The 23,373-nt window shown below is 63.6% G+C and carries 22 protein-coding genes; 20 read left to right on the top strand and 2 right to left on the bottom strand.

The features are described from left to right. Positions 1-102: 102 nt before the first annotated feature. Positions 103-366 carry a hypothetical protein gene (locus tag BRD58_RS10200; protein WP_012848783.1) on the bottom strand — a complete coding sequence of 88 codons (264 nt, stop codon included), beginning with the start codon at positions 364-366 and terminating at the stop codon, positions 103-105. Positions 367-774: 408 nt separating this feature from the next. On the opposite strand from BRD58_RS10200, the gene BRD58_RS10205 reads away from it, so the two are divergent. The 15 genes from BRD58_RS10205 (at position 775) to BRD58_RS10275 (ending at position 16,916) form a co-directional block, all read left to right on the top strand. Further along, positions 775-1,218, top strand: coding sequence for a GNAT family N-acetyltransferase (locus BRD58_RS10205; protein WP_012848784.1), 444 nt, complete (start codon positions 775-777; stop codon positions 1,216-1,218). A 304-nt stretch (positions 1,219-1,522) separates the two neighbouring features. Beyond that, positions 1,523-2,929 carry an undecaprenyl-phosphate glucose phosphotransferase gene (locus BRD58_RS10210; RefSeq protein WP_034168245.1) on the top strand — a complete coding sequence of 469 codons (1,407 nt, stop codon included), beginning with the start codon at positions 1,523-1,525 and terminating at the stop codon, positions 2,927-2,929. Further along, positions 2,913-4,202 (top strand): outer membrane beta-barrel protein, encoded by a 1,290-nt coding sequence (locus tag BRD58_RS10215; protein ID WP_015461605.1) that lies wholly within the window; start codon positions 2,913-2,915, stop codon positions 4,200-4,202. The genes BRD58_RS10210 and BRD58_RS10215 overlap by 17 nt, the downstream gene beginning before the upstream one ends. Position 4,203: 1 nt before the next feature. Continuing rightward, complete coding sequence (locus BRD58_RS10220; protein WP_015461606.1) at positions 4,204-4,755, top strand: polysaccharide biosynthesis/export family protein; 552 nt, start codon at positions 4,204-4,206, stop codon at positions 4,753-4,755. Between the two features lie 15 nt (positions 4,756-4,770). After that, a complete protein-coding gene (locus tag BRD58_RS10225) occupies positions 4,771-6,873 on the top strand; it encodes a GumC family protein (protein WP_078057738.1) in 2,103 nt (700 codons plus the stop codon). Continuing rightward, positions 6,870-8,087 carry a lipopolysaccharide biosynthesis protein gene (locus BRD58_RS10230; RefSeq protein WP_073382737.1) on the top strand — a complete coding sequence of 406 codons (1,218 nt, stop codon included), beginning with the start codon at positions 6,870-6,872 and terminating at the stop codon, positions 8,085-8,087. The genes BRD58_RS10225 and BRD58_RS10230 overlap by 4 nt, the downstream gene beginning before the upstream one ends. Further along, positions 8,078-9,460 (top strand): hypothetical protein, encoded by a 1,383-nt coding sequence (locus BRD58_RS10235; protein ID WP_012848791.1) that lies wholly within the window; start codon positions 8,078-8,080, stop codon positions 9,458-9,460. Before BRD58_RS10230 ends, BRD58_RS10235 begins: the two co-directional genes overlap by 10 nt. Next, on the top strand, positions 9,453-10,460 hold the full coding sequence (locus BRD58_RS10240; protein ID WP_073382742.1) for a glycosyltransferase family 2 protein: 1,008 nt from the start codon (positions 9,453-9,455) through the stop codon (positions 10,458-10,460). Before BRD58_RS10235 ends, BRD58_RS10240 begins: the two co-directional genes overlap by 8 nt. Then, the gene (locus BRD58_RS10245; protein ID WP_073382745.1) at positions 10,457-11,680 is read left to right on the top strand and encodes a glycosyltransferase family 4 protein; all 1,224 of its coding nucleotides are present in this window, start codon (positions 10,457-10,459) and stop codon (positions 11,678-11,680) included. Before BRD58_RS10240 ends, BRD58_RS10245 begins: the two co-directional genes overlap by 4 nt. Continuing rightward, entirely contained in the window at positions 11,670-12,782 is a 1,113-nt protein-coding gene (locus BRD58_RS10250; RefSeq protein WP_012848794.1) for a glycosyltransferase family 4 protein, read from the top strand. Before BRD58_RS10245 ends, BRD58_RS10250 begins: the two co-directional genes overlap by 11 nt. A 2-nt stretch (positions 12,783-12,784) precedes the next feature. Further along, the gene (locus tag BRD58_RS10255) at positions 12,785-13,204 is read left to right on the top strand and encodes a hypothetical protein (protein ID WP_012848795.1); all 420 of its coding nucleotides are present in this window, start codon (positions 12,785-12,787) and stop codon (positions 13,202-13,204) included. A 10-nt stretch (positions 13,205-13,214) separates the two neighbouring features. Next, a complete protein-coding gene (locus tag BRD58_RS10260) occupies positions 13,215-14,624 on the top strand; it encodes a DUF4832 domain-containing protein (RefSeq protein WP_034168253.1) in 1,410 nt (469 codons plus the stop codon). Positions 14,625-14,653: 29 nt separating this feature from the next. After that, positions 14,654-15,226 (top strand): serine O-acetyltransferase, encoded by a 573-nt coding sequence (locus BRD58_RS10265; protein ID WP_015461614.1) that lies wholly within the window; start codon positions 14,654-14,656, stop codon positions 15,224-15,226. Positions 15,227-15,395: 169 nt separating this feature from the next. Continuing rightward, positions 15,396-16,280, top strand: coding sequence for a GNAT family protein (locus BRD58_RS10270; RefSeq protein WP_012848799.1), 885 nt, complete (start codon positions 15,396-15,398; stop codon positions 16,278-16,280). 243 nt (positions 16,281-16,523) lie between these two features. Beyond that, positions 16,524-16,916, top strand: a complete 393-nt coding sequence (locus BRD58_RS10275; RefSeq protein WP_073382749.1) for an Exc2 family lipoprotein — start codon at positions 16,524-16,526, stop codon at positions 16,914-16,916. A gap of 160 nt (positions 16,917-17,076) precedes the next feature. Here the strand turns inward: BRD58_RS10275 and ykgO are convergent, their stop codons facing one another. Then, positions 17,077-17,202 carry a type B 50S ribosomal protein L36 gene (ykgO, locus tag BRD58_RS10280; protein ID WP_012848801.1) on the bottom strand — a complete coding sequence of 42 codons (126 nt, stop codon included), beginning with the start codon at positions 17,200-17,202 and terminating at the stop codon, positions 17,077-17,079. A gap of 364 nt (positions 17,203-17,566) precedes the next feature. Between ykgO and BRD58_RS10285 the strand changes: the two genes are divergently transcribed. The 5 genes from BRD58_RS10285 to BRD58_RS10305 all read left to right on the top strand — a co-directional run bounded on the left by BRD58_RS10285 (position 17,567) and on the right by BRD58_RS10305 (position 23,373). Next, a complete protein-coding gene (locus BRD58_RS10285; protein ID WP_139263897.1) occupies positions 17,567-18,676 on the top strand; it encodes a FecCD family ABC transporter permease in 1,110 nt (369 codons plus the stop codon). Beyond that, the gene (locus tag BRD58_RS10290) at positions 18,676-19,455 is read left to right on the top strand and encodes an ABC transporter ATP-binding protein (RefSeq protein WP_012848803.1); all 780 of its coding nucleotides are present in this window, start codon (positions 18,676-18,678) and stop codon (positions 19,453-19,455) included. Before BRD58_RS10285 ends, BRD58_RS10290 begins: the two co-directional genes overlap by 1 nt. A 227-nt stretch (positions 19,456-19,682) precedes the next feature. Then, positions 19,683-20,480 carry an HpcH/HpaI aldolase family protein gene (locus tag BRD58_RS10295; protein WP_012848804.1) on the top strand — a complete coding sequence of 266 codons (798 nt, stop codon included), beginning with the start codon at positions 19,683-19,685 and terminating at the stop codon, positions 20,478-20,480. A gap of 14 nt (positions 20,481-20,494) precedes the next feature. After that, positions 20,495-21,664, top strand: a complete 1,170-nt coding sequence (locus BRD58_RS10300; RefSeq protein ID WP_073382754.1) for an ATP-grasp domain-containing protein — start codon at positions 20,495-20,497, stop codon at positions 21,662-21,664. Then, positions 21,661-23,373 (top strand): IucA/IucC family protein, encoded by a 1,713-nt coding sequence (locus tag BRD58_RS10305; RefSeq protein ID WP_073382758.1) that lies wholly within the window; start codon positions 21,661-21,663, stop codon positions 23,371-23,373. Before BRD58_RS10300 ends, BRD58_RS10305 begins: the two co-directional genes overlap by 4 nt.

Raw genomic sequence — 23,373 nt, forward strand, 5'->3', positions numbered from 1 at the left:
TATTCACATAATGCGCGCCGCTATTCGGCGCGCATGTTTAGATAAATAAAAAAATAAAAAAATGGGCGGCCCTTTGGCCGCCCACCGAACATCATTAAACCATTACTGTTTCTGCGTCGCTTCGTTGCTCATCATCGTTTTTTCATGCGCGGCTTTCGATTTTTCCGTTGCCATGTGAGACTCTTTCTTCGCCTCTTCGTGCTTACCTTCCGCATGCAGCTTGGCGGCTTTTTTATGGTGTTTAACCACGGCCTCATGGTGCTGCGCAGCATCCTCATGCTTCACTACCGCAGTGTCTGCGGCCAGCGCTGAGAAGGAAACCACACCGGCGGCCAATGCAGCAACAGCGAATGCCTTTTTAAACATGATAATCTCCTTGTGAAATAAGTCCTGCATTAAAAACCTAGTACAACGCAGTAATAATTCAAGACCAAAAGTTAACTTTTGAAAAAAGAGCGCGCGCAATAAAAAATAGCCTGGAGAGGCTCTACAATAAGTATAAAATTATGCTATGAGCCGCCGTTGATTAACGCCGCGCCGCTACGTTGAGGCCCATGAAATAAGCACCGAGCCGCGCCTTGAATTAAATTCGCGCCCGGTTACACAAAGACACAGTTTAGCGCACGCAACCCCGGCACACTCGACAACGCGATAGCCCGGTTGCGCCGTCAAGGGGCGATCGCCCCTTCGTCGCCCGCGCGTCGCGTTGGCGACGCTTTACTCACACAGCACGTCGCAGCGGCGCTGCTGCCGCGGATCCAAAGGAGATATCCCATGTCGATTTACCCGGCGACCCCCGCCGATGCCGAACGCATCAACCCGCTGTTTATCGCCTATCGCCAGTTCTATGACGTTCCCTCCGACCCGGCACAGACCCTGCGCTATCTGCAGCAGCGCCTGACTAACGCCGAGTCGGTGATCTTTTACGCCGTCGATACGCAGGGAGAGTGCGTCGGCTTTACCCAGCTCTACCCGCTGTTTTGCTCGCTGGAGATGAAGCCGACCTGGCTGCTGTACGACCTGTTTGTCGCACCGCAGGCGCGCCGTCACGGCGTCGCGCGCGCGCTGATGCAGCGGGCGGAGGCCTTTGCCCGCGACGGCGGCGCGGCGTTTATCGGCCTGGATACCGGCACGGACAACACCCGCGCCCAGGCGCTGTATGAAGAGCAGGGCTACCTCCGCGACCGCGCCTTCTACCACTATCAACTGACCCTGTAAGCCCCCCGGGCCGGCGGGTACCCTCCGCAGGCCCTGCGCCAATCAAGGCGCCCGCCCTGCAACATCAAAAGAAAAGTCTGATATTAACTTTATTACCGACATAATTTACCATGTTACTATCTCGGCATGGCCTTTTATCAAGGATAAGCGCGTCACAGTCCGCAAGATGTATGGCGCCGTCCTGTTCGGTGTAAGCTACGCTTTCCCTGCGTCTTCCCGGATCGCAGAACGGTTGCCATCGTTCAGACAGTGATTATATTTAATAAACCGACAGAATTAATCATCCCCGTTAGGCGATAATTCAATGCAAAACAAACGATTGAAAGTCAGCTATGGCATCGCCACCCCCTTGGTCAGGGTGACCGACTTTCTGATGATTAACCTCTGCCTTATCGGTAGCGCCTGGATCTGGCTCAGTGACCAGCTCAACGTCGCCATCACTGTTAGCCTGCTGTTTTCACTCTCGTTCTTACTTATCGGTGAATATACCGGCATCTATCTGCACCGGATCAAAAAGATCAACTGCACCGAAATATCTCGCCTGGCCGCGACCCTGCTGCTGACCATCGCCTTTATCGAGGCCATCTACCTGGTGTTCCACTACCTGCTGCTCAGACACTATCTGCACCCCTTTCTGGGCCCCGACGTCATGACCTCGCTGTTCTGGTATCTGGCCCCGCTCTCCGGCCTGCTGCTGCTGCGCCTGCTGAGCTTTATCCACATGCGCCACACCCGGGTGCGGGTGGCCATTCTCGGCCTGACGCCCGGCGGACTCGCGGTAGAAAAAGCGCTGTTCAAAGAGTACGCCAACATGCGTCTCGACCTGGCCTTCTATGACGATCGCAGCGCGGGGCGCTTTAGCTACCTGACCAAGAGCCCCTACCGGGGCGCCGTCAGCCGCCTGATCGCCGAGGCCAAGGCGGGCCGCATCGACGAGGTCTATATCGCCCTGCCCATGGTCGCGCTGGAGCGTATCCGCCACTTTCTCTCTCTGCTGTCGGACACCACGGCCAACACCTATATCGTGCCCGATCTCTACTCCTACAGCACCCATGTCTCCCAGCTGCGGATGATCGGTAACATTCAGGCCATCAGCATCTTTGCCTCTCCCTTTGACGGCCCGGGCGCGCTGACCAAGCGCATCGAAGATCTGATCCTCGGCACTCTGATCATGCTGCTCATCGCGCCGCTGATGCTGCCGATCGCGCTGGTGATCCGGCTCACCTCGCCCGGCCCGGTGCTGTTCAAGCAGGCGCGCTATGGGCTAAACGGTCAACATATCAGCGTCTGGAAGTTTCGCACCATGCGGGTTCAGGAGAATGGTGACAACGTCATGCAGGCAACCAAGGGCGATCCGCGGGTAACCCCCTTCGGTGCCTTTCTGCGCCGCACCTCGCTGGATGAGCTGCCCCAGTTTATCAACGTATTGCAGGGCAGCATGTCGATCGTCGGGCCGCGCCCGCACGCCGTCGCGCACAATGAGCAGTACCGCCGATTGGTCGATAACTACATGATCCGCCACAAGGTTAAACCGGGTATTACCGGACTGGCGCAGATTAACGGCTACCGCGGGGAGACCGACACGCTGGACAAAATGGAGGGGCGGGTCCAGTACGATATCGACTACATCCAGCGATGGTCGCTGTGGCTGGATCTGAAAATCATTTTTCTTACTCTCTTTAACGGCTTTAGGCATGAGAACGCCTATTAGCCTGTTACTGCTGACCGGGCTGGGGCTGACCCCGGTCAGCTGGGCCGATCTGACGCCGAAGTCCCACATCGGGATCGCCGGCATCGATTTTCAGAGCCAGCTGGCCATCGACCGCGGCTACATGGGCAACGTGACCTATCTGCCCGCGGTAGCGCCGGCCCGCAACGCGGCCTTTTGGGGCGTCCGGCCGCAGCTACAGGCGCTCGCCGAGCGCGGGCAGGATCGCTATCAGCTCCACTACCGCGGCGACTACCGCCGCTATCGCCAGGCGGGCGCAGACGACTACCGCGATCACGATCTCGGCCTGCTCGCCCGCTGGCGCTATGGCGCCATGCAGGGGCTCACGCTGACCCTGCAGGATACCCTGGGCCACGAGCTGCGCGGACGCGGCATCAGCGAGGGCTTTCTGCCGCAGCAGTTCATCCGCTACGGGATCACCACCCCGCTGCGCACCACTCTGCAGGATGGTCAGCTGCGCTACAGCTACGGCGCCGATGAGGGGCGCGGCAAGGCGGAGATGATGCTCTCCTACCGACGCCTGCGCTACGGCAATACCCGCCAGGCGCAGCAGGCCGACGACGCGTTTTATAACTATATCCGCGAGCAGGAGTGGCACGAGAACGGGCAAACCCTTGAGCTGTTCGACCAGTACAGCCCCCAGACGCGTTTCCGCTACAGCCTGGTGACCCACCAGCGCTACTACCGGAGCAATGGCCAGAAAAACAGCAACGAATACTCTCTGCTGTACGGCGTCAAAAGCCAGCTGACCGGCAACAGCGCCATCGATGCCAACGTCTCCTGGCTGTATAAGACCTTCAACGCCGACCCTGCCCGCCCCTTCAGCGGCCTCAACTGGGACGTCTCGGCGCGCTGGCAGCCCCATCCGCAGCGCAGCGTCGTGCTGCACAGCGCCCAGCGCATCAAGGACCCCTCCCAGGTCGGCGGCTATATTTTGGTGTCCGAATACGGACTCTCCTATACTCAGGATCTGTGGCGTAACCGGCTGTCATCCACGCTGGACTACCGCTATCGCACTGAGGATTACAAAAAGCAGGCGGATAGCCGCCGCGATCGCAACGCGATCCTATCGCTGGCGTTGGACTATGACTTTCGCCCATCCATCTGCTTTCAACTCAAATACATGCGCGACACGCTGCGCTCCTCTAAGCGCAGCGACCTCTTCTATATCGGCCCCGATGAGGATCAGCCGGTGGAGAGGACCCTCGGCTATGACAACGATCTGATTATGTTTACGGCAAAGGTGCAGATTTAACGTGAAATGGATAAAACGGAACGCCCTGCTGCTGGTCGGCTGCCTGCTGACGGCCTGCAGCTCAACGCCCCCCCTGCAGGATCCGCCCGATCCGCAGCCCCGCTACCTGCTGGGCGCCGGGGACACGGTCAATATTCTGGTCGCCGGTGAGCCGGAGATGAGCATGCGCCTGACGCTAGACAGCAGCGGCACCCTCAACTTTCCCTATATCGGCACCCTGACGCTCTGCGGCAAAACCCCGCAGCAGGTGGCCCTTGAGCTCACCGAGCGCCTGCGCGGCGACTACCTGCGCCAGCCGATGGTAACCGTCAGCGTCGCCCAGTTCCGCGACTTCTTTATTCTGGGCCAGGTGAAGCGCCCCGATGGCTATGCCTACCAACCGGGGCTTACGGTAGAGAAAGCGCTGGCGCTGGCCGGCGGGTTCACCGATCGCGCCGATCACGGCGACTTGAGCATTCGGCAGGCCGGCAGCGACCGTCTGTTGAAAAATGTGGCCATGACCCACAGGGTGCAGCCCGGCGACACCGTCATCGTCGGCATGAGTTTCTTTTAGCCTATGAGACAATCCATGGTAGCGCGCGGAAGCCAGCGCGAAAGCAGTATCGATTTTGCCCCGCTGGTGCGCGCCCTGCGCCGCCAGGGCGGGAAGTGTCTTCTGGTCGCGCTGGTCGCCGGGCTGCTCGCCTACCCGCTGATCCGGATGCTGCCGCAGCACTATACGGCGCACGCCACGCTGCTGCTCAAGGCCCAGCCGGATAACATCACCCCGCTGCCGCAGGTCTCCGGCTACGATGCCTCGCGCAGCGACTACTACCAGACCCAGTATGCGCTGATGCAGTCCCGCAGCGTACTGATGCGGGTGATCAACACGCAGGGGCTGCTGCAGGATCCCGCCTTTAACGGCGGCCTGCGCGACGACGGCCCGGAGAGCCTCCGCCTGCGCCAGGCGAATGCGCTGGAGCACCTGCGACAGAACCTGACCGTCAGCGGCGTGCGCGGCACCCAGCTGGTGAGCATCGCCTATGAGTCCACCTCGCCCAGCCAGGCGGCGCAGATAGCCAATGCGGTAACGCAGGCCTATCTGGCGGAAAACGTCGCCCAAAAGCAGCGAAAAACCCTGGCGGCGCGCGACTGGAACCAGCGGCAAATGCGCGAAGTTCGCGCGCAGGTGGACGCCCAAAAGGCGCAGATAGAGGCCTACCTCAAGCAGCAGGGGATCCTGACCTTCCGCGGCGTGGACGGTTTTCAGACCGAAGAGCTGGGCATCGTCACCAACCGCCTGGCCGACGCCACCCAGCGGCGGATCGCCGCCCAGGCGCAGTATGATGAGGTACGCCAGGCCGTCGCCGGCTCGCTGGAGAACGCCCTCTCCGTCCCGGCGATTGCCGACCACGCCCAGATCCAGGATCTGCGGATTGCGCTGATCCAGACCGAACGCAGCCTGTACGAGCTGCGCAAACGCTATGGGCCAGACCACCTGCAGATCCGCCAGGCCCAGGCCCAGGTCGCTGCGGTGCAGAGCCAGCTGCATCAGGTGTTGACGGAGCTGGTCGAGGGGATCCACCGCCAATACCTGGCGGCTCAGGATGACGAGCGCCGCTATCGCCAGATGCTGACGCAGCAAAAAGTCGATTTTCAGGGGCTGACGGCCAAGCGCGACCGCTACAACTCCATGCAGACGACCCTGAACAAAACCGAAGAGCTGTATAAATCCCTCTACCAGCGGGCGCAGGAGCTGACCCTCTCCGACTCGCTGGAGCAGGCCAACGCCGAGATCGTCGATCCCGCGATCGCCCCGGTGCACCCCGCCAAACCCAACCGGACGCTGCTGCTGGCCATGGTCATCACACTGGCGCTGACGATCGCCCTGCTGTTTAGCGTGGTGCGCGCCGCGCTGGATACCCGGATCTACACCCTGAGCCAGCTGGCCCGGCGACTGCGCCTGACGCCCCTGGGCGAGCTGCGCGTCTTTGACGACGCGGGCGATGGCGCGCGGCTGGCGCAGGCCATCATGAGCAATCCCGCCGAGGCCGAGGCGCCGTATGCCATGCGCACCCGTCTGCTGCTGGCGTCATCGCCCGCACAGGTCCTGGCGCTGGTCTCCGCCGACGCCCGCGAGGGCCGCTCGCTGTGCGCCGCGCTGCTGGCCCGCGCCTTCAGCGCGGATCGTCGAACCCTTCTGATCGACATGGACTATCTCAATGACGACGGCCTGTCGACCGCGCTGGCGCCGGCAAGCGACGCCGGCCTGGCCCCGTGGGTGATGAGCGACGCCGATGCGCCGCCGTGCATCCCGCTGAGCGGGCAGCTGGATTTCCTGCCGCGCGGTACCCTGAACGGCTCTGCGCTGCTGCTGCTCTCCTCGCCGCAGCTGGCGCAGCGGTTGACCGAGCTGCGCCGCCGCTACGCGCAGATCGTCATCGACCTGCCGGCCCTGAGCCAGGCTCAGGATAGCCGGCTGGGCGCCGCGCTGGCCGACGCCTGCGTGACGGTGGTTCAGGCGGGCCGCCTCCCTACGCCGCCGCTGATCCACGCGCTGGCGGCGCTGGACGGACTGCCCCAGGCCGGCGTCATCCTTAACCGGGTCACCCGCGCCAATCTGGAGAGCCGCGAGGCGCTGCGGGCGCTCAGCGTGGGCATGGCCCTGACGCTGCCGGCCACAAAACCATGAACCTGCTGCGCGGCATCTCCACCCTGGCCGGATCGTCGGTGCTCTCCCAGCTCATCGGCGCCCTCTCCCTGTGGCTGGTCTCCCACCGCTATGGCATGAGCGAGGTCGGCACCTATGGCCTGATGTACAGCATGGTGCTGATCGGTGCCCAGGTCAGTACCTTCGCCTCACAGCTGCTGATCCCGCGCCAAACGGCGGAGACGCTGGGGCAGAACGTCGCGTTCTGCCTGCTGCAGAGCCTGCTGCTGGCGCTGCCCTATGCCCTGCTGTGCGCCTGGCTCTTTCAGCGCAGTCCGCTCCAGCTCTACCTGCTGACCTGGAGCTACGCCCTGGTGCTGATCGCCGAAAACCTGTGCCTGCGCGATGGGCACTACCGCGCCCTGGCGCTGCAGCGCCTGGCGATGTCCGGCGTCGTCGTGGCCGCCCTGCTGCTGACGCGCAGCCCCGCCCAGTTCTACTGGGGCTGGACGCTGGCCATGCTGCTGCTGATGCTGATCTGCCTGCTGCGCCGCCTGCGCCACCAACGCCTCACCCGCCGCCAGCTGGCCCCCGCGGCCAATCTGGCCTTCGCCCGCGCCCACTGGCGCCACCTGAGCCGGGTCGGCAGCGCAGAGGTGCTGGCCATGGCCAACAACAACCTGCCCATTATCCTGATCAACTTTTGGTTCTCGTCGCTGACGGCGGGCTACTTCGCCATCGTCAGCCGCTTTTGTCTGGCGCCGGTGATGATCGCCGGCAACGCGGTGCGCAGCGCCATCTTTTCCCGCTGGTCGGCCGACTTCCGCCAGCGGCGCTTCAACGCCGCAGAATACCGGCGAATTCGCCTGCTGCTGCTGGGATTGGGGGGCGCCGCCGTACTGGGAGTGGCCACGCTCTACCCGCCGGTGATGCACCTGGGGCTGGGCCACGGCTGGGCCGACTCCATCCCCACCTCCCGCTATATGCTGCCCTATCTGTTCGCCGCGTTGGCCATCAGCCCCCTGACGGTCATTGAGCTGATCTTTGGCTCCCACGCCTATTTCCTGCGGATCCAACTCGATCAGCTGGCGATTATTCTGCTGGCGCTGCTGGCGCTGCCGGCCCTGGGACCAGGCTACGGCGTCAGCCTGCTGCTGTTCTCCAGCCTGACGCTGCTGCGCTATGGCTTTATCTTCCGGCGCATGAACCGACGGGCGCAGCAGCTGCGCCAGCAAGGGGTGACGCCATGCGCCTGAATACCGGCACTTATTTACAGGCGTACCTCTATATCACCCTGATCGTCTGCGGTACGGCGCAATACTTCAGCGGCATCGGCGCCATTCTGTGGATCCCCTTCTTTATGACCCTGGCGATCCCCGTGCTGATGCTGCTGCAAAACCGCACCGAGCGGCTGGATCTGACGCTGCCGGAGCGGATTATCCTGCTGCTGTACCTAGCCTTTATGGCGCTGAGCACGATCTCTACCCTGCTGCAGGGGGGGCTGACGGTGACCCTGGTCGGGTTCAAAAACGAGCTGGCCCTCTCCCTGATCGCGATGAGTCTGCTGCTCGGCTTTTGTCGCGAGTCGCAGGTCTACCGCCTGCTGCGCAGCCTGGACTGGGTGTTCTACGCCCAGTTTCCGCTGGTGATCATCCAGATCCTGTTTATTCTGCCCAAACGCATCGCCCTGCGCGGCGAGAGCGAGATGTGGGACGCGGTGGTCGGCACCTTCGGCGGCGATCCGATGGGGGGCGGCAACACCGCGGCCCTGGGGCTATTTTGCCTGCTGATCATGCTGCTGAAGGTATCGGCGTACCGTCACGGCGTCATCTCCCTGCGCTCGGCGCTGCTTCACGTGGTGCTGGCCTTTGCCCTGTGCGTGGTCGGCGAGGTCAAGTTCGTCATTCTGCTGGCGCCGCTGCTGCTGCTGCTGGTCTGGGTGATGCCCAGCTACCTGCGCGGCATGGGGCGGATCAACCTGAAATCCCTGCTGCTGATCCTGCTGGGCGCGCTGCTGCTGGTGGCGCTGGCGATCCTGGTCCTCGCCTCCGGCTACACCGCCGCCTTCGGCGGCGAGCAGGGCCGCAGCGCGCTGGCCATCTTTTTTGACTCCATGGGCTATATCGTCGATCCCCATTTCATCATGCCATCCGGCGAGCTGGGGCGTCTGACCACCCTGTTCTTCTGGCTGCAAAACAACGATCTATGGGGCATCTCCAGCCAGCTGTTCGGCTACGGACTCAATGCGACCAACAGCGGCAGCAGCGTCTCCGCCGGTTATCTGCACACCCTGTTTAACCTGATCCTCGACGCCACCTCCCTAAGCATGCTGCTGTGGGAGGTCGGTATCGTCGGCACCCTGCTGTTTATCGGCCTGATCGTCGCTATCCTGGCGGCGACCTGGCCCCGCCCGTTACTCTCGCCGACGGGCCTGAGCGACGCGGATCGCTATCTGCTGAGCAGCGCCCCGGCGCTGACGATCTTTGCCATTGGCTGCCTGCTCAGCCTGCCCTACAGTCAAATACTGATGATCATCCCCATGCTGCAATGTCTGTTTTATCTGGCGCTGGGCGCCCTGCTGGTGATCCGACGCGGCGTACGCCACTACCGGGAGGCGACCAATGACTGAGCGCCCGTTTATCACCGTGAGCATTAAGACCTTTAACGAGGCGCAGGGCATCGCGGCCACGATTGACAGCGTACGGCGCCAACTGGCCGACTACCCTCACCAGATCATCGTCGCCGACGGCCTATCGACGGATTCTACCGTCGCGCTGGCGCTGGCGCAGGGGGCCCGGGTGATCACCCTGACCCACCCAGCAGATCGCTGCTGCGGCGTCGGCCACCAGATGGGCTACCTGTTTAGCCAGGGCGAGTATCTGCTGCTGCTGGACGGCGACATGATCCTCGCCCCCGGCTTTATCGACGCCGCGGTCGACTTTTTATCCCACCATCCCGACTACGCCGGCGTAGCGGGCCAGGTCGAGATGGATGACGCCGCCAACCATGACTTTCGCTCGCGCCGGCAGCGTCTGGCGCGCATCTACCCGCTGGGCGACTGCGATCACCTGGGGGGCGGCGGCCTGTATCGGCGCAGCGCCATCGCGCAGATAGGCTACCTGACCAACCGGAATCTGCACGGCCTGGAGGAGGCCGAGCTGGGCATGCGTCTGGGGGCCGCGGGCTACCGCCTGCGGCGGCTGGCCATCCCCTACTTTCGCCATCGCTCTCACGCGCTGCCGACCGCGGCGATGCTGAAATACCGCTGGCGCAGCGGCTTTCTATGGGGGCCCGGCGAACTGCTGCGCAGCGCATGGGGCAAGCCCTACGTCGGCGCCGCGCTGCGCTGCGTCAGAAACGAGCTGCTGTTTACGCTCTACCTGCTGGCGCTGCTGCTGACCCTGCCCGCCCTGTGGTTTAGCCCGTGGCCTCTGCTGCTGATGCTGCTGCCGCTGGCCGCCTTTACCCTGCGTAAAAGCCTGCAAAGCCGCTCGCTGGCCGACGGTGCCCTCAGCGTTGTCACCCTGACGCTGTTTGCCGCCGGCCTGCTGCGCGGCCTGCTGCGCCCACAGCGCGATCCGCGCCAGCCGCCGGCGTGCCGGGAACGCGTCGCGGAGGGACGTCTATGAAGGTCGTTCTGGTCAATAAATTCTTCTTTATCAAAGGCGGCGCGGAAACCGTCTATTTTCAGCAGCGCGATGGGCTGCGGCGGGCCGGGGTTCAGGTGATCGACTTCTCCATGCAGCACCCGCGCAACGCCCCCTCCGCCTATGCGGCGAACTTTGTCTCCAACGTGGACTACCACCGGCAAGCAGGCGTCGCGCAGGCGCTGAAAACCGCCTGGCGCTTTATCCGCAACGGCGAGGCCTGCCGTCAGCTGCAGGCGCTCCTGCAGCGAGAGCGGCCGGATATCGTCCACTTTCACAATATTTACCACCAGCTGACCCCGGCGCTGATCGGCGTGGCGCAGCGCTTCGGCTGCAAGACGGTGCTCACCGCCCACGACTATAAAATCGTCTGTCCGGCCTACTCCTGCCTGCGCGACGGCCACCCCTGCGAGGCCTGCCTGACCGGCACGGTATGGAACGCCTTTCGCTACCGCTGCCAGCAGGGCTCCGCGACAAAAAGCCTGCTGCTGACGCTGGAGGCGCTGTGGCAGGATCTGGCGCGGGACTACCAAAAGCTCGATATGATCGTCTCGCCCAGCCGCTTTCTCCGCGATCTGCTCCAGCGCCGCCTGCCGCAGATCCCCATGACGGTGATCCCCAACGGCCTCGATGACAGCCAGCCCTTTAGCGCGGGTCAGGATCAGGGCTATTTCCTGTTCGTCGGCCGGCTCAGCCCAGGCAAGGGGGTCGCGACGCTGGCGCAGGCCCACGCGATGATGGCGCACCCGCTGCCGCTGAATATCGCCGGGGACGGCCCGCTGTTCGACGCGCTCGCCTCCCGCTTTCCGACGGCGCACTTTTTGGGCTACTGCCAGCAGGGGGCGCCGCTGGATACCCTGATCCGCGGCGCCCGGGCGATCGTCGTCCCCTCCGAAAGCTATGAAAACTGCTCAATGGCGGTGCTGGAGGCTATGGCCCAGGGTAAACCGGTGATCGGGGCGCATATCGGCGGCATTCCGGAGCAAATCCGCGACGGCGTCGAGGGGCTGCTGTTCCCCCCCGGCGATGCCCGGGCGCTGAGCGCGGCGCTGAGCCGCCTGGCGGACGATCCGGCGCTGGCGCGACGTCTGGGAGAGCATGGTCGCCGCCGCCTCTGCCGCCATTTCTCGCTGCATCAGCACACCCAGGCGCTGCTGGCGCTCTATCAACGATTACTGCGCGGACAACATCATGAAGAATAAGATAATCGTACTGGGAACCCGCGGGATCCCCAACGTGCAGGGCGGCGTAGAGACCCACTGCCAGCGGCTGTACCCGGCGATCCTACAGCGGGCCGCCCTGAATATCTGCGTGCTGGCGCGCGCCCCCTACGTCAGCTTCCGCCGCGGCGCCTACCGCGGCGTGCAGATCCGCGCGCTGTGGGCCCCCCGACGCCGCGCCCTCGAAGCCATTGTCCACTCGCTGCTGGCGGCCGGCTACTGTCGCCTTCACGGCGCGGATCTGGTCCATGTGCACGCCATCGGCCCCGGCCTGGTGGTGCCGCTGCTGCGCCTGATGGGGCTCAAGGTGGTCTTCACCCACCACGGGGCCGACTACCAGCGGCAAAAATGGGGCTGGCTGGCCCGGCGTATGCTGATGCTGGGGGAACGCCTGGCCGTCCGCTACGCCAATCAGGTGATCGTCATCTCCGCCGGCATCGAGGCGCTGGTTCGCCAACGCTATGGCCGCGGCGATGCCCACCTGATCCCCAACGGGGTCTGCGCCCCGGCGCCGCTGCCGTCCCAGATAGCCCGGGATACGCTGGCGACATACGGACTGCAGGCCGGGAGATACCTGGTGGCGGTCGGGCGCTTTGTCGAAGAGAAAGGGCTGCATGATCTGATCGACGCCTACCGCCTCAGCGGCGTCACGCTGCCGCTGGTGCTGGTGGGGGATGCCGACCATCCGGATGCCTATAGCCGCCGGCTGAAACGGCTGGCGCACCAGACCCCTAACGTGGTCCTTACCGGCTTTCTGCGCGGCGAGCCGCTGCAGGCGGTCTTTTCCCAGGCGGCGCTGTTCGTGATGCCCTCCTACCATGAGGGGCTACCGATCGCCCTGCTGGAGGCGATGTCCTACTCCCTGCCGGCGCTGGTCAGCGACATTCCGGCCAATCAAGAGGTGGGGCTGTCGCCCGACGCCTACTTCCCGCGGGGCAACGTCGCCGCGCTGGCGGCCGCGCTGCGGGAGCGCGCCGCGCTGCCGCGCGAGGACTACCGTTCGCTGCTCACCCGCTACGACTGGCAGCAGATCGCTGACCAAACGCTACGGGTCTATCATCAAGCCAATCATTCAATAGGTTAACTGTGGATACCCAGACCAAACAGCCGCGGGCTGTCACCTACTTTTATCAATCCCTGGACCCGGACGTCGCGGCGGGTCTGAGCGCGGAGCAAAAGCGGGCGCTGGAAGAGGCGGTGATCGCCATGACCCTCTCCTCGCGGCACCGCATTGACATCCGCCACGGCTTTCCTTTCTTCCACGCCCGCTTCTATTTCGTGTTCCTCTTTGGCCGCGACCTGCGCCGGCGGCCCCGGGAGCACCCGCGCTGGTACGACGCGCTGATCACCCTGCTGATCGTCATCGGCCTGCTGTTTTGCACCGCATCGGTGCTGCTGGCGCTGTATATGATTAAATCCGCCCTGCATATAGATATCTTTAAAGACTATCATCTGGGCGTATGGGACTGGTTTATGTCGCTGTACGGCAATCCGCCGCAGCGCTGAGGGAGACCGCATGACGCACCGCCTACGCCGTTTACTGAGCGGCCTCTCGCTGCTCCTGAGCCTGCCGCTCTGCGCCGCCGGAGCCACCGAGTGGGTCACGGTCACCCCCCGGGCCATCGACGATATCCTGACCAACCCCGGCATCGGCGTCGCCAGCTTCCACGACGGCTACGGCGAACACCTGGGCCTGGCGCAGTACCCCGACACTGGCTATGAATACTTTCGCTTTTACTGGAACCAGCTTGAGCCGCAGGAGGGGCAGTTCAACTTTGCGCCGATCGATCGGGTCTTTGCCCTGGCCGCCGCCCATCGACCGGCCATGAACGTGGCGCTGCGCATAATGGCGCTGGATGCGCCGGAAAGCGGCTCCATGGTGCCGAACTGGCTGATCCAAAAGGGAATAAACGGCAGCTGGAGCGCCAATGGCCAGACCTTTATCCCCGATCTCAGCGATCCGCGCTTTATCCGCTATGCCCAGCGTCTGATGAACGCCCTGGGCCGGCGCTACGACGGCAACCCGGCGCTCGCCTTTATCGATATTGGTCTGGTCGGCGCCTGGGGCGAGTGGCATAACAGCAACTTTCCCAGCCAGCCTCCCCTGCTGCAGCGCTACACCACCGCCCAGCTCAACCGCTATGTCGACATGCACTTCTCCGCCTTTCCCCAGACCCCGAAAGTGATGCAGATAACCGGCGGCGCTTCGCTGCCCTACGCCGTACAGCGCGGCGCCGGGTGGCGGGCCGACTGCTGGGGCGACTGGCATAACTTCTCCCGCGCCTGGAGCCATATGAAGGACGCCTACCCCGCGGCGCTGCAGGCCGCGCGCCAGCGCGACCCCAGCTTCAGCGAGGCCTGGCGCCATGCCCCGGTCAGCCTGGAGATCTGCGGCTATATGACCCAGTGGCAGACGCCGCTGGACTACACCCGCGCCCAGGTGCAGGCGACCTTCGACTGGGCGCTGGCGCACCATGCCAGCACCATCAATCTCAAGTCACGCCCGGTGCCGCCGGCGTACCGCGACATTGTCGACCAGGCGCTGCGACGCCTGGGCTACCGCTTCCGCCTGGCGCAGCTGCGCTATCCGGATGCCCCGCAGGCCGGGCAACCGCTGCGGCTGGAGGCGCGCTGGCGCAACGACGGCGTCGCCCCCATCTACCTGCGCTATACCCTGGCCTATCGCCTGCGCGATAGGCAGCAGCGCACCGTTGCCCAGGGCAGCGCACCGGACGATATCCGCCGCTGGCAGCCGGGCGAGAGCGTCAGCGACTATGCCCTGCCGCTGCCCGCCGACCTGCCCGCCGGGCGCTATGCTCTGGAGACCGCCCTGCTCGACGACCAGGGCAAGGCACAGATCAGCCTGGCCAACGACGGCCGCCAGCCCGACGGCTGGTATCGCCTGACCACCCTAACGCTGCGCTGACGTCGGTCAGCCGCAGAGGAGAGCGCACCGTGACCATCCTTCGCTACATCCGCAGCGATCTGCACCGCTACGTCGGCCCGGAACGGATCGGCGTAAGGACGTTTATTGTCGAATACGTGAAAAACCCCGGGTTCAAGTTCAGCGTATGGCTGCGCCTGTGCCATAGCCGCTGCCGGCCGCTGCGGGCGCTGGCGCGGCTACAGCATTTCCGCTTTAAACGAAAGTACTTCCTGGAGATCCCCTACCAGACCCGGATCGGCTACGGACTTTATCTGGGGCACGCGGGCTGTATCGTGGTCAGCCCCACGGCGAGCATCGGTAATAACGTTAACCTGTCCCACTTCTCTACCGTCGGCGCCGTACACACGCCGGCGGCCGTCATCGGCGATCGGGTCTACGTCGGCCCCAGCGCCTGCCTCGTCGGCGCCGTCACCATTGGCAGCGATGTCAAAATCGGCGCCGGCGCCGTCGTCACCCACGATATTCCGGCGCACAGCGTCGCCGCCGGGGTTCCCGCCCGCCCGATCGGCGCCTGCGCAAACAATGACTATATTCAGTGGCCCTGGCCCGTCGAGGCGCCCGCGCCGACGGAAGAGCGCTGAGACTGGACTGGGGCGGGGGAAATAACCTGCCTCAGCGCCGCTGAAAAAACAGACATCTCCGCATTGACATTAACCAATCCTAATAAAATATCAACAATCACTATATAAATATATGACTGTAACAATTTGTAATGTATCATAAGGAAAAACGAAATATAAAGGCATTGCTATGTTGTTCAAATTTTCGGGGTGGGATGAGTGCGGTATCGATGAGTATATGGAATGCTGCTCAAAATATGGCTACAACTCAGAGTCATCGCCTCATTATATTAAATTTATGTTACACCATGGTGCGGATCTGCGATTTGTCGCCTACAGAAAAAAGAAGTTGCTGGGCGCCGCCTGCCTTGATGGGAAATGGCTGGTCAATGACTTTAAAAATCCGAATAAGTCGATAAGCAGTCTGCCTATTCCCAATTCTTCGATCGTTCTGCCGTTCTCTTCGGACGTCAAATGCATTGCGCCATTCAAAACCAAGTGCCTTAGTCCGCTCAAGAAAAATATCATCAATTCGTCATTTAACCTTTTTACTAAGCGGACCGCGGCCTTTGCAAAAAACGTAAGGGAAGACTTTTCCAAAAAGACCGTCTCCACCCGACGACGTGAAATTAAAAAATTTATCGCCGACGGTGGATACTTTGTCGACGTCAGCCAACTTAGCGGTGAAGAATTATTTTCAATATATGAAAATCTATTTTTTATGCGTAGAGGCGCGATTATTCCCGAGCGAGAGATTAATATCGATTTCTTTGTTAAGTTTAAAGATGACTTTATCGGCGAGGTTCTCTACCTCAATGATAATCCCGTTGGGATCCAGCTACTCATCACCTCAACCTCGACGCTGGGCTTCTTCGTCGACTTTATCAACATTGGTTATGATATGGAGATAAAGGCGCACTCGATAGGTACTATCCTGATGTGGAACAATCTGGAAAAAGCGACCGAGAAAGCCCATGCCCTCGCGCTCCCGCTGCATTTCTCCTTCGGCTTTATGTCAGGAAAATACAAGCAACGGTGGTGCAATCCGGTCGGCGTCGGCAGAACCCTGATATAGCCGCCCGACGGCGCTAGCGCCTATTTCGCCCCACGCCGGGCGCGCCGCCTAAGCCCACTGTGCCAGAGTGCAGTGGGCATATCGCCCCCCCTTACCAACGCCTCGCAGAGGGCGCCATCGGCAGCTGAAAATAATCTCAACTTACCTTCACCGAGATAACTATGATAGTATTTGTAATACCATTAAAATAGTATTACCTAACGAGATAATACCGTAAATAAACAACATTTATTTTTCCTCTGTATCCTATCTACCGCCCCCCTACTGCTCTCCGCCTGCGCCCAACCTGAAAGCAGCGCCGCGCGCCACGCTAAACACCTCACCTACGCCTCCGATGATAATTTCGACCCTAACTACCGCACTAAACTCTATGACTCATACCAATCCTCCATCCCCTTTTTGCAGCAGTTCTGGGAACTAGGGAAAAAAGATCGCGCCGCCGCCATCACCCAGGCTCAGCAGCAGCAGCGCATCGACGAATTTAAAAGCCAGGCGTTTCTAACCAGAATAAATGGCAAAGAGCATTTCGCGGGAAAAGCGTACAACAGCTATAGCCATCGGGAACAGAAATGGCGTCAGGCGATGTCCGATGCCATCATACAAACCTATATGGATGGTTATAACGGTATTAAGTGAGCCGTTTTCTCTGCAATCAATAAAAGATGCCCCGCTAAGGCGGGGCATCTTTTATTTCTATCGATCGTTTCTATCGATCGTTTCTATCGATCGTTTCTATCGATCGTTTCTGCGGCGCAGAGGCGCGGATCCGCACGTCGAATAGCGAAAGCTCGCACCGTCAGCGCTGGCGCGCCTTAAAGCGGGGGTCGCTTTTGCAGATGACATACAGCCTGCCGCGGCGGCGCACGATACGGCAGTCCGGGTGGCGATGCTTGGCCGTTTTCAGCGAGGAGAGGATCTTCATCGGCGCGATCCCCCGCCCAGCGCGGCGGCGCGAATGCCCCGCAGAGAGAGTACATCCGCCGCCGTCGTGACACAGGGCGTCCGGCGGCACGCCGGGTAAATAGGTGGTTTCATCTCAGCTCCTAGCATATGTTATGTTATAACAATACTATTGTAATTGAGATCGGATCGCATTCGCAAGCTCAAGTTAGCCCAGTCTCGCCAGATCGCGCCGCTCCCCTCCGCCTGGTCGGCGGATACCAAGGGCGCCCCGCACCACACAGCGCCTGTTCCTGCCCCACGCCTCACATGCTAATAATTTTCATTTACATCAATATTGATATTGATTAGCGTTATCACTTTATTATTCCTACGGTATTCCAGCCATGAAAACACCCTACTCCACAGGGGTCGCCGCGCCCCGCGAAGCCGACGCGCCGCTCAGGCCAGGCGTAGACGCCATCGCCGTCCAGCGCGCCTATCGCCGCATCCTGCGGCGGCGCCTGTGGCTCATCGCCGCGATGCTGGCCGCCATCGCCGCCTCGCTGCTGCTCGATTTCACCCTTGGGCCGTCGGATCTGTCGCCCTCACGCCTCTGGCAAACGCTGTGGCACCCCGCCGCCGCCGAGGCCGCGGCGCAGGTCATCGTCTGGGATATCCGCCTGCCCTATGCCCTTATGGCCGTCACGGTCGGTATGATCCTGGGGTTGGCCGGCGCTGAAATGCAGACCATCCTCAATAATCCGCTGGCCAGCCCCTTCACCCTGGGCGTCTCCTCCGCCGCCGCCTTCGGCGCCGCCCTGGCCATCGTGCTGGGGCTCAGCGTGCCGGGACTCCCGGCGCAGTGGGCGATCTCCGCCAATGCGCTCCTCTTCGCCCTGCTCGCCACCCTGCTGCTGTATGGCATCACCCGCTGGAGCCGCGTCGCCGCCTCCGGCGTCGTGCTGTTTGGGATCGCGCTGGTGTTCACCTTCAACGCGCTGGTCGCCCTGATGCAGTTTATCGCCAGCGAGGATACCCTGCAGGGGCTGGTGTTCTGGACCATGGGCAGCCTGGCCCGCGCCTCCTGGACGACGCTGGGGATCCTGGGCACCGCCCTGATCGTGCTGCTGCCCCTCTCCCTGCGCAGCGCCTGGCAGCTCACCGCCCTGCGCCTGGGCGAGGATCGGGCGAGCAGCTTCGGTATCGACGTCCGTCGACTGCGCCTGAGCACCCTGCTGCGCATCAGCATCCTGTCCGCGCTGGCGGTCGCGTTCGTCGGGCCGATCGGCTTTATCGGCCTGGTCGCGCCCCATATCGCCCGTCTACTGTTTGGCGAGGATCACCGTTTTTACCTGCCCGGCAGCGCCCTTAGCGGCGCGCTGGTGCTCTCGCTGGCCTCCGTCGCCGCCAAGAACCTCTTTGCCGGCGTCGTCATTCCCGTCGGTATCGTCACCGCGCTGGTCGGCGTGCCGTTTTTCCTCAGCATCCTCTTCCGCCAGCGGGGGCTCCTATAATGTCGGGTCTACAGATAAACGCGCTGAGCGCAGGCTACGGCGAGCGCCGCGTGATTGACGGCCTCAGCGTCGAACGGCTGGCGGGCGGCCAGGTCTGCGCACTGCTGGGGCCCAACGGCTGCGGAAAGTCGACCCTACTGCGGGCGATGGCCGGCCTACACCCGGCGCGCGGCAGCCTGCTGCTCAACGGATGCCAGCTGGTGGGGTGCTCTGCGGCTCACCGTAGCCGTCAGGTGGTCTACCTGCCGCAAACGCTGCCGGAGGGGGTACGCCTGAGCGTACTGGAGTCGGTCATGGTGGCCCGCCATGCCACCGCCGAAGGCGACGCCAACGAGCGCGAGGTGCTGGCGCTGCTGACCCGGCTGGGGATCGCCCACCTGGCGCTGCACAGCCTGACGACCCTGTCCGGCGGGCAAAAGCAGCTGGTTGGGCTGGCGCAATCGCTGATCCGCCGCCCCGCGCTGCTGCTGCTGGATGAACCCCTCAGCGCGCTGGATCTCAACTACCAGTTTCACGTCATGACGCTGCTGCGTGAGGAGACGCAAAAACGTGACATTGTCACAATTGTGGTACTGCACGATCTGAATATCGCCCTGCGCCACGCCGATCATGCCCTGCTGCTCTCGCAGGGGCGGCGCATCGCCGATGGCCCTCCGCAGGCGGTGATCACCCCAGCCCACCTGGCCGACGTCTATGGCGTCCGCGGCCGGGTCGAGTCCTGCTCCCGCGGACGCCCCCAGCTGGTGGTGGATGGACTCAGCGCCCCGCCAGCGCCCTGACCCGGTCGCGCCTCCCCGTCGCCGTCGCTCCCCGCCGCGGCGACAGGGCGCGGGATAATCACAATAACCATAATAAACATACTGTTATATAACACTGCCGCCGCCGCCAGCCGCCGCCCCGCTCCGACGCATTCTGAAATAATTTGCAACAATTATTCACTATCTCACCACGATCATCCCCGCTAGATTAATTTGAATGAAAATCATTACCATTATCATTAATAACTATGCTGGAATTATCGCTCCCCGCTAAGCTGGGTAAACAGCCGGTTTTCGGCATCCTCAATTCGCTGCTCCACCCCCTGCTGGTGGAGATGATCGCCTGCGCCGGGTATGACTTTGTCATCCTGGATATGGAGCATCTGCCCCACGATGAGGAGCGCCTGCAGCACTGCATTCATCTGGCCCAGAGCCACGGCTGCGCGCCGCTGGTGCGCGTTCCCGACGCCACGGCCAAGCGCATTGGCCGCGTGCTGGATCTCGGTGCCCACGGCATCGTCCTGCCGCAGGTCGAGTCCATCGCCGAGGTCACCGCGGCGCGCGACGCTATGCGCTTTCCGCCCCTTGGACGACGCGGTATCACCGGCGGCGGCGTCACCGGTTTCGGCACCCGACCGCTGGACGCCTATTGTCAGCAGGCCAACCAGGGACTGATGCTGATCCCGATGATCGAGTCAGCCGCCGGGCTGGCCATCCTCGATGAGCTGCTGGCGCTCGACGGGGTCGCCATGATCCTGGAGGGGGCGCTGGACATGGCGCTCAGCCTGGGGCTGGGCGCGCAGCCGACGCACCCGCGGGTGACCCGCCAGCTGCGCCGCATCGCCCGCCGCTGCCGCGCCGCCGGCGTCCCCTTCTGCGCCAACCCCCGCAGCGAACGGCAGCAGGCCGACTGGCTGCGCCGCGGGATCGACGCCTGGCTGTGCGGCGAAGATCGCGGCCTGCTGTTCCGCGCGTTACGTCAGCGGCGCGACGACCTCCGCGCCGCGACCTCCCGTGGCCCGCGCGCCACCGATCTTTCCCTGTAAAACGGATACCGCCTATGTCTCGTTCCGCACCTCTGGTCATCGTCAGTCACGTGGTCAATGCCGCCACCACCCAGGGCTTTGTTCCCGCCGCCCTACGGCTGGATCTCCCCGTACTGCTGCTGACCGATCGCGCCGCCGAACACCGCGCCTGCCTCGCTGAGCCAGTGACGGTGGTCGAATGCGATGTCTTTAATCCGCTCGCCATCCTGGAGACGCTGACGGCGCTGGACGTCACGCCCCGCGCGCTCTTCACCAACAGCGACCACCTGCAGAGCGCCTGCGCCATCGCCGCCGCCGCGCTGGATCTGCCGGGAAAACCCTGGCCCATCTGCTATGCGGCCAAGGAGAAGTGGCGTATGCGCCAGCGCTTAGCCCAGCTGGGCCTGCCCTCCCTCTGGTCGCAGCGGCTGCTGCCGGAGACCCCCATCGATCCCGACTGGCCCTGGCCGCTGGTGCTCAAGCCCAGTCAGGGCGTGGCGTCGATGAACGTCACGCGGGTCGACGATCCCGCGCAGCTGGCCCGGGCGCGCGCCGCCTTTCCCCCCGGCTGCACGCTGCTGCTGGAGCAGTACCTCGACGGACCGCTGTTCACCCTGGAGACCCTGGGCGACGGCGAGCGGCTGATCGCGATCGGCGGCTTCGACGTCACGCTCGGCGCCGCGCCTCACTTTATCGAAGCCCAGGCGCGCTGGCCGGGGACGCTAAGCCAGCGCTGGCAGGCCCAGGCCCTGGCGCAGCTGCAGCGCTTCGGCGTCGGCCTGGGGGTGTGCCACAGCGAGTTTATCGCCGACGCGCAGGGGCCGCGGCTGGTCGAGATCAACTACCGCAGCATCGGCGATGGGCGCGAGTTCCTGCTGGATAGACTGCTGCCCGGCGGCTGGTTTACCCCGATTCTGCGCCTGCATCTGGGGCAGCCGCTGCCCGACGTCACCCCACCCGCCGCCGCCGCCCTGATCCACTATCTGATCGCGGAAAACAGCGGCACCCTGCACCGCCCGCCGCAGCCCCACTGCCCGCCCGGCGTCAGCTACCGGGCGCTGCGCCAACGCGGCGAGCGCATTACGCAAACCCACTCCAACAAAGACTACCTGGGCGTGCTTTACCTGCAGGCGGCGGACCCGATGCGGCTGCAGAGCCTGGCGGAGCGCGTCCTGCCATCACTGACCTGGGAGATCGCGCCATGAACCAACGCCGCTATATTACGCAGCGCATTATCGATGCCTGCCTCCGCGAGGATGTCGCCGGGGTACTGAGCCGCGCGACGCTGCACCGAGAGGGCGACACCCACTGGCTATACGCCTCGCACTTCGCCGTTCCGCTGCGCCTGGCGGTCTCTCCCCACGACTACATGCAGTCCTGGCGGGCCACCGCGCCGCGCTGGCAGGAGTATCACGACGGCGAATGGCGCGACTGCGAGGGCTACGATGCCTGGCTGGCGCGCCTGACGCCGCCGGACGATCCCGAGGCGCAGCGGCTGTACCACGCCTACCGCGCCGAAGCCGACGCCGCCTGCGCGCAGGGCGAGCTCTGCCGCGCTATCTTCGCCGAGCAGGCCGCCGCGCTGACCCCCGATCTGGCGCGCTGCAGCTGGGGCGAGCGACTGCGCCACGCCGATCGCATGGCCAGCTTCCTCGACCACCCCTACTACCCCACGGCGCGCGCCAAATTTGGCTTCGACGCCGCACAGCTGCGCCGCTACGCCCCGGAGTTCGCCCAGCCCTTCGCGCTGCGCTGGCTCGCCGTGCCGCGCGATGCCGTCACCCTGTGCAGCGAGCAGCCGCGGCCGGCCTGGTGGCCCCGCCCCGCGCAGGTCGGACTGCCGCCGCAGATCGCCTGCGACCACGTTCTGCTGCCGGTGCATCCGCTGACCTGGCCCCAGCTCAACGCGCTGCCGCCCGATTTTCTGCCCGCCCCCGACCCGTATCTGGAGGTCTACCCCACACTGTCGGTTCGCACCCTGCAGCTGGCCGAGCACCCCGATTGTCATCTTAAGGTCCCCCTGGCGATGCGCACCCTGGGGCAAAAAAATCTGCGCTTAATCAAGCCCTCTACGCTGTATGACGGGCAGTGGTTCGCCGACGTTCTGCCGCGGCTGGCGCAGCGCGATCCGCTGCTGCGCGGGCGCCTGCGCCACGTCGATGAAAGCGACGGCGGCCACGTAGGCGATGAGATGCTGCTGGCCTTCCTGCTACGCCGCTATCCGGCCCCCCGCGCCGACGAGACCCTGGCGCCGGTGGCCGCGCTCGGCAGCCCGATGCCCGACGGCGGCAGCTATCTCGCCTTTGTCCTGCGTCAGCCCAACATGCCCACGCTCTACCAATGGTGGCAGTCATACTGCACACTGATGGCCGAGGTACACCTGACCCTGTGGCTGCGCTACGGCATCGCGCTGGAGTCTAACCAGCAGAACGCCATGCTCAGCCTGGCTCCCGGCCAACCGCTGACGCTGGTGCTGAAGGACAACGACGCCGCCCGCCTCTGGCCCGCGCGCTTCTGCGCCGCCTGCCCCGATCTGGCCCCACGGCTGGCGCAGCTGCGCGATCCGCGCATCTGCGTAGACGACGAACGGGCGCTGGCGCAGATGTTCATCACCATCACCCTGCAGCTGGACCTGGCCGCGGTGCTGGAGAGCCTGGCCGCCGCCGGCGAGCTTAACCGCGCCGCCGCCTACCACATACTGCGCCAGGCGCTGGCGAACACCCTCGCCACCCTGGCACAGCGCGGCGTCGATACCGCCTTCGCCCAACGCTGCCTGTTCGAGGATCCCCACCAGCCGGTGAAATACCTGCTGCAAAGCGGCAGCCTGCTCAGCAAGCAGGCCTCCGGCGCGGCGGACATCAACAAGTTTTACGGCCACAGCGGCCCTAACTTCCTGCGCGCCGAGACGAGCTGA

Origin of the sequence: Edwardsiella piscicida, assembly GCF_001896205.1 — a bacterium.
GTDB lineage: Bacteria > Pseudomonadota > Gammaproteobacteria > Enterobacterales > Enterobacteriaceae > Edwardsiella > Edwardsiella piscicida.